The organism is Tianweitania sediminis (genome assembly GCF_017813335.1).
Lineage (GTDB): Bacteria > Pseudomonadota > Alphaproteobacteria > Rhizobiales > Rhizobiaceae > Tianweitania > Tianweitania sediminis.
Genome location: NZ_JAGIYY010000006.1, coordinates 60126 through 69650 on the forward strand (window position 1 = coordinate 60126; position 9525 = coordinate 69650).

The window sequence follows — 9525 nt, forward strand, 5'->3', positions numbered from 1 at the left end:
GTGATTGTAGTCGAGCATCAGAACGGCACCTCCGCGTCGGCACTTGCCGCGATGCCGTGCATGGCGTCCTGAAAGCCGCCGACGGCGACCTCGATGAGCGTCAGCACCTGCGCCTCGGAGAGGTCGGAGAGGCGCGCTTGCCAGCCGATCTCCTCCATGATTTCGGCGAGCGGTTTCATCGCGGCGCGGATCGCCGCCGTCTCGTGTTCGGTAAGGTCAACCATGGCCCAGCGCTCCCGCGCCAAGCGCGTCCAGAAGCCTTGGCAAGCCATCGAGCAGAACCAGACCGAGGGGCGCGGTTGCTTGGACCGCACGGGGTCGGACCAGCCAAAGCCACGGGTTGGCCGCCGACATACGGCGCAGAGCGTCCCACGCGGATGCCAGAGCCGCAGGCGATCGGAGACGGACGTGACCATGAGCACCCTCCATCACGCCGCCGCTCCGATCAGTGTCTGGGGATCAGCGTCGGCCGCCCCGAAGACGAGGGAGCGGATAGCATCGCGGTTGAAGCGGAAGGACAGCAACGCCGAGGCCTGGTAGCGGGTGAGCCCGAAGTCCTGCCGGTATTCTGCCGGCAGGAAGGCGAGTTGCCGGCTGGTCGGCGGCTCATTGAGCCAGCGACGCGTCTTGTGGGCGCTCTCGTCGCTCTCATGCTCGTTGAGCCAATCGTCGGCTGCCGCGAGGCACACAGTACGCTCGCCCAGCGCCAGCAGATGCGGCCGCTGCTTCTGCAGGCCGCCGACGCCATACCAGCGTCCGCCCAGAAAGAAGACACCGCCCCAGGCGTTGAAGCCGTTGGCGACAAGCGCAGCATCATCGCCGAAGAGATCGCACCAGCGGAAACTCGACCGCTTCAGGAGATCAATCTCCGACATCACGAAGTCGCCAAGCGGGGTTGCTTCGCCGCCTTCAGGGCGCTCCCAGCGATGACCGCACAGCGGGCATTCGGTGGTGGCGAGCGGCACAACGGCGCCGCAGTCGGGGCAATCCTTTGCTGGTGCCTCGCCGGAGGGCTCATGGCCGTTCAGGTCGACGTCCTGCTCCAGCGATCCATGCAGCAGGGTCGAGGTGCCGAAATCGAGCACGATGCAGTCAGTCTTGACGATGCCCGGATGCTCTTCGGGCGAGACCGTGCGCAGGCCCCGGCCGACCATCTGGATCATGGTCGACTTGTAGGAACTCGGCCGCAGCAGCACGACGCAGCTGGTCGGCGGGTGATCCCAGCCTTCGGTCAGGACCGCGACGTTGACAACGACCCTGAGTTCCCCGGCGCCATAGGTGTCGAGTGTCGCCTTGCGGTCCACATCGCTCATGTCGCCGTAGATCAACCCCGCAGCGATGCCCGCCGCGTTGAAAGCGTCAGTGACGTTGCGAGCGTGGTCGACGGTGGAGCAGAACACCACCGTCTGGCGCTCGCTCGCCTTCTCCTGCCAATGTCGAATGACCGCTTCGGTGACCGGCGAGCGGTTCATGATCGCGTCGACCTCGGCCATGTCGAAATCGTCGGCGGTGCGGCGCACCCTGGTGAGCTGATCCTGGACGCCGACATCGATGACGAAGGTGCGCGGGGGCACGAGGTGGCCGGAGGCAATCAACTCCCCGATCCGGATCTGATCGGCAACGTTCGAGAACACCGGGCGCAGCCCGCGCTTGTCGACCCGGTTGGGGGTGGCGGTAACGCCATAAATGCGGCACATCGGATTGCGCTTGAGCGCGGTGTCGATGATGCGCCGATAGCTGTCTGCCGCCGCGTGATGCGCCTCGTCGATCACCAGGAGGTCGAGCGCAGGGATCTGATCGAGATTGCTGGCGCGTGCCAGCGTCGGCACCATCGCAAAGGTGACCTGTCCGCCCCAGGATTTCTCCTTGGCATCGACGACCGAGGTCGTAATCCTCGAGTTCACCCGGCCGAACTTGCTGCGGTTCTGGACGGTCAGTTCGTCGCGGTGGGCAAGCACGCAGGCCTTGGCTTCGGTCTCGGCGACCATGCGCCCGGCGACCGCAGAGAGCATGATCGTCTTGCCCGCTCCGGTCGGGGCGACGCCGAGGGTGTTTCCATGCTCGCCGAGCGCGCGGACGCTGCGCTCGACGAACTGCTTCTGGCGAGGGCGCAGCAGCATGGCGTGCTCCTCACTGTGCCCAGGAGGGGCGCACGCCCGGCTGCGGCATCGAGGACTGGGGAGCAAAAGTCTGGGGCTGCGGCGGCGCCACCGTGCCGGCTGCGCCCATGATGGCCGCGTATTCCTTGTGGTCCGGCGTCACCGCCGCGCGAACCTCGTTCTTCTCGTCGCCATTGGTGTCCGTGCCAACATCGATCTTCGCAACGAACTCGAGCCCGTCAAGATCGGCGAAGCTGCTGATGCGGCGGGCGGACTGCGCCTGTGCAGAAAGGTCCTTGTCCGAGATGCCGCGCGCAGAATTCAGCATGCCGCGGATCAGGCTGCGGCCCATGTTTGCCCAATCCGGGCCCTTCGGGCTGTAGAGCCCGATCAGGGTGAAGATCTTGCGCCGGGCGTACGGCCCTTCAAGCACCGTGAACTCGCCCGAGAGGTAGACCGAACCGGTCGTTCCCCGCGTGGCGTATCCACCGGTCCAGCCCTGCGCCGGGTCGTCGAAACCGCCCGGGCGGATCGTCAGGCGGACCTTGGCCAGCGTGCCCTTGGGGATGATGTTGGTGTTCTGCTTGGCGTCGTTGAAGTCGTTCCAGGATCCAGACATGACTGGGCTCTCCTCGTTCAGGCGTTTTCGGATTGGGTGGGCGTGTAGGTGGCCGGAGCGGCGGCGGCCGGTGATGGGCTGCGATAGTCGAGCCGCTCGGAAGCGGGTTTCACCGGCCCTCGAATCTTCGCCATGAGACGGCCGAGATGTGGCTCCTCGACAGACAGGAGCCGGCCGGAGCGGTCCTTAGCCGGGAAGTTCCAGGGATTGATGGTCTGGCAGACAAAGGCGCGGTAGGGCGTGCCCGCCTCGTCCTTGATCTCGGCCATCGTCAGGACTTCATCGACGATGCCGGGGAGCTCGAGGCCGGTCTTCGACCCGTCGATCTGCGCCGAGAAGACGCGCCGGTTGAAGTCGTCGAGCTTCTCGTCGAGGATCCCGACGAACCAGACGTTCTTTGCTCGCGTGTGCTGCAGATGGGTGAGCCACGCGATCATCTCGCGGCCGTGCAGTCCGTATGCGCCGCGGATGTCGGGCTTGCCGGTCTTTTCCGAAAAGGCCTCCGGCTGACCCTTGCACCACTGGAAGCAGAGTCTGGCCGCAACGGTGATCGAGTCGATGAAGATGGTCCGGTAGCCATCGAGCCCTGATGGATCGCCGAAGCGGTCGCACACTGCAGCGTGGTGGGCGTCGCTATAGACCTGGTCGTCCCGGAGCGCCGGATTGGGCCCGCCGATGAAGACGGCGAAGTCGCGGCATTCGGCCCATGTACGCGGTCGGACGCTGTCACCGGGCCAACCTTCTATGGCGAGGTCGCCCGCCTCCAGATCGATGAAGAGCGTGGTGGCCGGATCGAGCGTCCACAGCAGACTGGTCTTGCCGATGCCGGACTTGCCGAAAATTGCACCCTTGATGCCACGCGGTTCGGCGAGCCGCTGATCGGCCGAAATGATGGGGAGGGTCATTTCATTCCTCCCCGGCCCGGATGAGCCTGAAGGTCATCTTGCCAGTGCGGACCGTACGAGCCGGTTCGAAGATCTTGCGGATGTGGGAAGGCCAGGCCGCATAAGCGCGCTCGGTGATGTCGAACTTCGTCCTGACGTATTCGGCAGGGTCTTCGCAAGCGGCTCTGATCTTTTCGACGAGCGCAGCTAGGATATGCTGGTCCCAATCGACCCTCTTGGGCGTGGTCACGGCAACGACGACGCCATCTTCGTCCGCGAGGCGCACCGTGCCGGTGTCCTTTGCAGCCTCGAGGCGCGCCATGGCTGCCCGGTCGGTGTATTTGAGTGCAATGGCCCCGTTGAGCCACTCGCTGATCGCTTCGGCGCTGCGCAACCGTTCGCCGGCCTCCTCCTGCAGCAGCGCCAGTTGCTCGGCGGGCAGAGCGGCGATGTCGCCGACCGGCATGAGCCCGAGCTCGTCAAGTGAAATGCGGTTGGAATCTCTCATTGCCGCACCCCTCACGCCGCAGGATTGGTGAAGGTGCGGGCGGTGCTCGCGCGCATCTGCTCGCGCTCGTACTCCTCGATGTCCTCGAGCCGGTACACGACGCGGCCGCCCAGCTTGACAAAGCGCGGGCCTTCGCCCGTCCAGCGCCACCGCTCAAGCGTGCGGTGCGAGATGTTCCAGCGCGCAGCCAGATCAATTTGATTGAGGTGTTTCGTAGCCATCTGTCTGTCCTTCGGTTCCAGTCGAAAACCTGCGGAGAGGATGGCGAAGGATCAGAACTGCGTCGTCGGGACGGAAAGTGGATCGTCAGGGGATGAAATAGGATGATTTTCCCATGCCGCGGGGGATGGCTGGGGGATTTGGTCAGACGAGCCAGGCCCGTCTAAAGCGAAAAGCCCGGCTGAACCGGGCTTCGTGGTGGGGGATCAGGAGAACTTGATGTTGAGCCGATATCGGCCGCGCCGATCGGATTGGATGAGCTTGCGCCATTCCGGCTGTGTCTTGAATAGATCAGACAGTCGGGTGCAGGAGGAGCCAGCATCCGCCAGCACCGCCTTACCGTGCTGCCATGGGCACCCGCTCATGGCCGCATCATGGAGGATTTTCACGACGCGAGCCTGGAACTGCCCGAGCATGTAGGTTCGCTCTCCGAGGACCACCTCGCTGAAGTCATCCCTTTGTTCGAAGACGATCTCGGAACCGCGCCCCGTGCCCGCCAGTCCGTGCTTGGCTTCAGCCCGGTCCCGCTCATCTCGCCGGACCACCAGTTCATCCTGCTTGATCAAGATGCCGCTCTCCGGCTGCAGCACCACGCAGTAGCGGCCAGCGGATGCATCGAAGCGCTCCACGCGCAGCGCACCCTCGTGGAACAGACGATAGGCGTCGTGAGCCCTAAGGTCCTGAAGCCCGTGAAATAGACTCTGTTCTTCGGGGATGCTGCACCACTGGCCCTTATCCACCTCCTCGTAGCAGCCCTGTTCCAGGCGAACGCCATAGAGGCGCACCGAGACTTTCAGCAGTCCGTTCTCGGCAAGGTACACCAAGTCGCGGTGAGGCAGTTCCCACCGCTCCTCCAGCTCTTCGAGCGCAAAATACTCCTTCTCGATGCCTGCCATGCCACGGACTCGCCCACTACCATTCGTTCCGTGTTTGTTCTATTTCCTTGACGCGGACGAATCAATCCGTCTATGTCCACATTATCCACATATTGGATGGTCCAGATGCAGATGAAGCTCGCTGAACGGCTCAGGGCACGCGCTCAGCAGTTGGCAATGAACGCGCGCGAAGTGGCAGAGCAGGCCCGCGTCAACCGGTCGTTCGTCTACGACATTATGCGCGGTCGGTCGGAGCATCCCAACCTGGAGAAGCTGGACAAGATCGCCAAGGTGCTGAAGGTCGATCGTAACTGGCTGCTGCACGGCAGAGGCGAGGTAGAAGGCGAAGAACCCGACATGGGCGGGGAACCCGACGGGTTCGTTGCCATCCCCTCAGTCGAGGTCACGGCCTCGATGGGTGGCGGGAAACTCGTCGCCGACGAAGTGGAAACCGGCGAGCCCTACCACTTCAAGAGCTCCTGGATCACCCATAGCCTGCGCGCCAACCCCGCGAACTTGAGGATCATGCACGTCGAAGGCGACAGCATGATGCCGACCCTTCACGACGGAGATGTCGTCCTTGTGGATCTCGGTCGCGCTCTCCCAACGCCACCCGGCATCTTTGTGTTGTTCGATGGGATGGGACTGGTCGCCAAGCGACTGGAACATATTCCGAACTCCGACCCGCCACAGGTCCGCATCATCTCGGACAACACGTTCTATAGCCCCTATGAGCGAACGGCCGAGGAGATCAAGATCATCGGGCGCATCAGGTGGTTCGGGCGAGAGATCTAGTGGGAGAGCATGTGTCAGCGGAGGCCGCAGCTCGGGCTTCAGAGGTCATCGCTGGGCGGGTCTCCAGCCAGCATCTCCCGCTTCAGCCTCCCTGCAGAACCAGCGCTCACCCGCACGCTCGTTGATCCGCGTCCGGTCATAATCGCGCATGCCTGGAACGTGATAGATCCGCTCGCCACTCCTGCTGATGTTGCCCTTGATGTCGCAACCGTCCGACGTGACCGGCGCGATCAGAGGGGCGACAGGTGACGAATTCCGTTGTGCTGCCCGCCACTCCCATGGCGGCTGAAATTCGCCCTGCCAGATTCCTGCTTTCTCGACGGCCGCCGCCGACTGCTCATCCGCGTAGGCGCCACCACTATAACGCGGCCAGTCCATAGCCATTCCGGCTCGCACCATTGCAGCTGCCACGCCGAGCCCGTCGGCGCGGAAGCAGTCCCCGACGAACCGACCATATTGATCCCGCTCCACGAACTCGCAGCGCACGGGTCGAGACTCAGCAAGCAATTGGTCGATGGCGCGAGCCGAGATCGCTCCGCAGCGGTATGATCGTCCCTGATCGTCCTCGCAGAGCTGCGAGGATTCAGGCGCATCTATGCCGTTGATCCTGATGCGCTCGCCGGCGATCTCGATCGTGTCGCCATCAATAACCGAGGCGCGACCAACCAGTGACCGCACGCTCTCGTCCGCAACCAGCGAGTCTGCCGAACTTGCAACGAGCGCAAAAGCAGCAAAGATAAACGGCAAGATTGCGCGTTGGATCATTGGCATGTTCTCCATCTTCTCCAAATGGCTCGAAAGACGACGAGAGTTAAGACGGCTTTGTCGGGATGACGCACGCCAACTTGTAGAGCGGGATCCCCTGACCGCCTATTATGATGCTCAACGCGCCGCCGCCCGGGCCCGCTTCGCCGGTGATGGCGGGGCTTTTCTTCATTGGGCGCGTGTCGCGGCCGAAGTTGCGCGAATCAGTCAGGCGCCAATGAACTTCGAAATCGTCGAATCGATCGTTGACGAGGAAGAGCGCAGAGCAAAACTGTCGTAAGCTATCTGCGCAGCAACTCGCGATGTTGCTTTTGTTTTCTAGAAGCTTCTATAAACATCTGTTTTTGCTGTTCTTTCTGCCTTCTGCGTGATTGCCTTGGCTCCAAGAGGGAGCAATCAAAGGCATGAATCCACTTTCCCCGGACCGAATGAGCCCAGTTGAGCGCCGCGCAGCACTTTGCGCGATCCTCGGTCGCGGACTCGTCCGGCTGCGTATGCGCGAGCAGACGCAAGTCTCTGACGATATTGGAGAAAGTTGCCTACACTTGCCGCCCGACCAATGCCGTCATGCAACCGCAACTCAGCGGAGCGACGCATGACCAATCTCGATCCGATCCCCGCGCGCCTGGCCGCGCTGAAGACCACGTCGACTCCCGAACTGAAACAGCAGTGGCGCGAACTCTTTGAGTCCGAGCCGCCAGCCTTCAACCGTCGCTACCTCGAGAGCAGGCTGGCGTATCGTATCCAGGAGCTCGCCTACGGCGGCTTAAAGCCGGAGACGGTGAAGCGCCTTGAAGCCCTTGGCGAGCAGCTTGATGGCGGCAATATCACCACCCGCCGCATCCGTGCCGATCTCAAACCGATAGCGGGCACGCGGCTGCTGCGCGAGTGGCAGGGCGTCGAACAGATCGTCACCGTCACAGCCGACGGATTCGAATGGCAGGGCCGCCCCTACAAGTCGCTGTCCGCCATCGCGCGCGCAATCACCGGCACGCGCTGGAACGGCTGGGTCTTCTTCGGGCTCAAGAACCACAGGGCGCGGACATGACGAAGCCCGCGGAAAAATTGAAGGTCGTCCGGAAGCTGCGATGCGCGGTCTACACCCGGAAATCTTCCGAGGAAGGGCTGGAGCAAGAGTTCAACTCGCTCCACGCCCAACGCGAGGCCTGCGAATCCTACATCGCCAGCCAGCGCTCCGAAGGCTGGGTGCTGGTCCGCGACCACTATGACGACGGCGGCATCTCCGGCGGGACACTGGAACGACCAAGCCTGCAGCGGCTCGTCGCTGACATCGAAGATGGGCTGGTCGACGTGGTGGTTGTCTATAAGATCGATCGTCTGAGCCGCTCGCTTGCCGACTTCGCCAAGCTGGTCGACGTGTTCGACCGCAATGGCGTAACCTTCGTCTCGGTCACGCAGTCCTTCAACACCACCACCTCGATGGGCCGGCTGACGCTGAACATCCTGCTCAGCTTTGCCCAGTTCGAGCGGGAAGTGACGGCCGAACGCATCCGCGACAAGGTCGCCGCCAGCCGCAAGAAGGGGATGTGGATGGGCGGCGTGCCGCCCTTCGGGTATCGCGTCGAGAACCGCAAGCTGCTGGTCGACGAGGAAAGCGCCGCGAATGTGCGCTGGATCTTCGAGCGCTTCCTCGAGATTGGGTCCTGCACGGAACTGGCGCGGGAGGTCGGCACGCGTGGTATGTGCACCCCGCGCGGCAACCGGATCGACAAGAAGTACATCTACCGCATGCTGAGCAACCGCGCCTACATCGGCGAGGCGGTCCACAAGGGCGACAGCTATCCCGGAGAGCACGATGCGATCATCGACCGCGAGATGTGGGACAAGATTCACGCCATCCTGCAGGAAAGCCCACGCAAGCGCGCCGCGCGCACCCGCGCTGACACGCCCGCGTTGCTGAAGGGGCTGCTGTTTGGCCCCGACGGCGCCGCGTTCTCGCCCACCCACACACGTAAGGGCGGTAGGCTCTATCGCTACTACGTCAGCCAGACCGTGCTGAAGCATGGCTCCGGGTCATGCGCCGTGGGCCGTGTGCCAGCAGGCGAAATTGAGGCCGCCGTCATTGACCAGCTCCGTGCCGTGTTCCGCCAGCCGGAGATCGTGGCGGGGACTTGGAAGGCTGCTCGCGCTGAGAGCGACGACATCACCGAGACCGACGCTCGCGGCGCCCTACACCAGCTCGACCCGCTGTGGGAGGAACTCTTTCCCGCCGAACAGGCCCGCATCGTGGCGCTGCTGGTGGAGCGCGTGGACATCGGCACGGAGGGCCTGAACGTCAGGCTGCGCGTCGATGGCCTTGGCAGCCTGGCTCGCGAGATGCAGGGCGACGACATGGGCGTGGCGGCATGAACCGAGGCTCGCCGATCCCGGACACCGTAACGCTTCATGTCCCGTTCCGCGTCGTGAAGCGCGGCGGGCGGAAGGAGATGCAATTGCCCGAGGGGGCCGCTCAGCCGCGCAGGACGGACAGCACACTGGTCAAGGCGCTCGCCCGCGCGTTCCGCTGGAAGCGGATGCTGGAATCAGGCGAGTTCGCCACCATCGCCGAGCTGGCCGAGCGCGAGGACATTGCGCCCTCCTACATGACGCGCGTCCTGCGCCTGACGCAACTTGAGCCTGGTATCATCGAAGCGGTTCTCGACGGACGGCAGGCAGATGCCGTTACGCTTGGCCGACTTATGGACCCGTTCCCGATCAGCTGGATCGAGCAGAAGAACACCTTCTCCAACACCTGATCACC

General features: G+C 63.5%; 13 protein-coding genes. 5 read left to right on the forward strand and 8 right to left on the reverse strand.

Features of this window, described 5'->3' with window-relative positions:
- Positions 1-17 precede the first annotated feature (17 nt).
- The 7 genes from J5Y06_RS16065 to J5Y06_RS16095 all read right to left on the reverse strand — a co-directional run bounded on the left by J5Y06_RS16065 (position 18) and on the right by J5Y06_RS16095 (position 5225).
- Positions 18-224, reverse strand: a complete 207-nt coding sequence (locus tag J5Y06_RS16065; RefSeq protein WP_209336201.1) for a DUF6511 domain-containing protein — start codon at positions 222-224, stop codon at positions 18-20.
- Between the two features lie 204 nt (positions 225-428).
- Positions 429-2120, reverse strand: coding sequence for a DEAD/DEAH box helicase (locus J5Y06_RS16070; RefSeq protein ID WP_209336202.1), 1692 nt, complete (start codon positions 2118-2120; stop codon positions 429-431).
- 10 nt (positions 2121-2130) lie between these two features.
- Positions 2131-2718: a hypothetical protein gene (locus J5Y06_RS16075; RefSeq protein ID WP_209336203.1), complete on the reverse strand. Its 588-nt coding sequence runs from the start codon at positions 2716-2718 to the stop codon at positions 2131-2133.
- A gap of 17 nt (positions 2719-2735) precedes the next feature.
- Positions 2736-3623, reverse strand: a complete 888-nt coding sequence (locus tag J5Y06_RS16080) for an ATP-binding protein (RefSeq protein ID WP_245247961.1) — start codon at positions 3621-3623, stop codon at positions 2736-2738.
- 1 nt (position 3624) lies between these two features.
- Positions 3625-4110 (reverse strand): hypothetical protein, encoded by a 486-nt coding sequence (locus tag J5Y06_RS16085; RefSeq protein ID WP_209336204.1) that lies wholly within the window; start codon positions 4108-4110, stop codon positions 3625-3627.
- Between the two features lie 11 nt (positions 4111-4121).
- Positions 4122-4331, reverse strand: a complete 210-nt coding sequence (locus J5Y06_RS16090; protein WP_035033040.1) for a helix-turn-helix transcriptional regulator — start codon at positions 4329-4331, stop codon at positions 4122-4124.
- 204 nt (positions 4332-4535) lie between these two features.
- Positions 4536-5225 carry a hypothetical protein gene (locus J5Y06_RS16095; RefSeq protein ID WP_209336205.1) on the reverse strand — a complete coding sequence of 230 codons (690 nt, stop codon included), beginning with the start codon at positions 5223-5225 and terminating at the stop codon, positions 4536-4538.
- 105 nt (positions 5226-5330) lie between these two features.
- Between J5Y06_RS16095 and J5Y06_RS16100 the strand changes: the two genes are divergently transcribed.
- Positions 5331-5999 (forward strand): XRE family transcriptional regulator, encoded by a 669-nt coding sequence (locus J5Y06_RS16100; RefSeq protein WP_209336206.1) that lies wholly within the window; start codon positions 5331-5333, stop codon positions 5997-5999.
- Positions 6000-6044: 45 nt separating this feature from the next.
- Here J5Y06_RS16100 and J5Y06_RS16105 read toward each other — a convergent pair whose 3' ends face one another.
- The gene (locus tag J5Y06_RS16105) at positions 6045-6764 is read right to left on the reverse strand and encodes a thermonuclease family protein (protein ID WP_209336207.1); all 720 of its coding nucleotides are present in this window, start codon (positions 6762-6764) and stop codon (positions 6045-6047) included.
- 4 nt (positions 6765-6768) lie between these two features.
- On the opposite strand from J5Y06_RS16105, the gene J5Y06_RS16110 reads away from it, so the two are divergent.
- From J5Y06_RS16110 to J5Y06_RS16125, 4 genes are all read left to right on the forward strand, one after another.
- Complete coding sequence (locus J5Y06_RS16110; protein WP_209336208.1) at positions 6769-7044, forward strand: hypothetical protein; 276 nt, start codon at positions 6769-6771, stop codon at positions 7042-7044.
- A 315-nt stretch (positions 7045-7359) separates the two neighbouring features.
- Complete coding sequence (locus J5Y06_RS16115) at positions 7360-7812, forward strand: DUF2924 domain-containing protein (protein WP_209336209.1); 453 nt, start codon at positions 7360-7362, stop codon at positions 7810-7812.
- On the forward strand, positions 7809-9134 hold the full coding sequence (locus J5Y06_RS16120) for a recombinase family protein (RefSeq protein ID WP_209336210.1): 1326 nt from the start codon (positions 7809-7811) through the stop codon (positions 9132-9134). Before J5Y06_RS16115 ends, J5Y06_RS16120 begins: the two co-directional genes overlap by 4 nt.
- Positions 9131-9520 (forward strand): hypothetical protein, encoded by a 390-nt coding sequence (locus tag J5Y06_RS16125; protein ID WP_245247962.1) that lies wholly within the window; start codon positions 9131-9133, stop codon positions 9518-9520. The genes J5Y06_RS16120 and J5Y06_RS16125 overlap by 4 nt, the downstream gene beginning before the upstream one ends.
- Positions 9521-9525 lie beyond the last annotated feature (5 nt).

Coding starts and splice junctions, on each gene's coding strand:
- J5Y06_RS16065 (WP_209336201.1), bottom strand. CDS start 224: ATGGTTGACCTTACCGAACACGAGACGGCGGCGATCCGCGCCGCGATG.
- J5Y06_RS16070 (WP_209336202.1), bottom strand. CDS start 2,120: ATGCTGCTGCGCCCTCGCCAGAAGCAGTTCGTCGAGCGCAGCGTCCGC.
- J5Y06_RS16075 (WP_209336203.1), bottom strand. CDS start 2,718: ATGTCTGGATCCTGGAACGACTTCAACGACGCCAAGCAGAACACCAAC.
- J5Y06_RS16080 (WP_245247961.1), bottom strand. CDS start 3,623: ATGACCCTCCCCATCATTTCGGCCGATCAGCGGCTCGCCGAACCGCGT.
- J5Y06_RS16085 (WP_209336204.1), bottom strand. CDS start 4,110: ATGAGAGATTCCAACCGCATTTCACTTGACGAGCTCGGGCTCATGCCG.
- J5Y06_RS16090 (WP_035033040.1), bottom strand. CDS start 4,331: ATGGCTACGAAACACCTCAATCAAATTGATCTGGCTGCGCGCTGGAAC.
- J5Y06_RS16095 (WP_209336205.1), bottom strand. CDS start 5,225: ATGGCAGGCATCGAGAAGGAGTATTTTGCGCTCGAAGAGCTGGAGGAG.
- J5Y06_RS16100 (WP_209336206.1), top strand. CDS start 5,331: ATGCAGATGAAGCTCGCTGAACGGCTCAGGGCACGCGCTCAGCAGTTG.
- J5Y06_RS16105 (WP_209336207.1), bottom strand. CDS start 6,764: ATGATCCAACGCGCAATCTTGCCGTTTATCTTTGCTGCTTTTGCGCTC.
- J5Y06_RS16110 (WP_209336208.1), top strand. CDS start 6,769: ATGTTCTCCATCTTCTCCAAATGGCTCGAAAGACGACGAGAGTTAAGA.
- J5Y06_RS16115 (WP_209336209.1), top strand. CDS start 7,360: ATGACCAATCTCGATCCGATCCCCGCGCGCCTGGCCGCGCTGAAGACC.
- J5Y06_RS16120 (WP_209336210.1), top strand. CDS start 7,809: ATGACGAAGCCCGCGGAAAAATTGAAGGTCGTCCGGAAGCTGCGATGC.
- J5Y06_RS16125 (WP_245247962.1), top strand. CDS start 9,131: ATGAACCGAGGCTCGCCGATCCCGGACACCGTAACGCTTCATGTCCCG.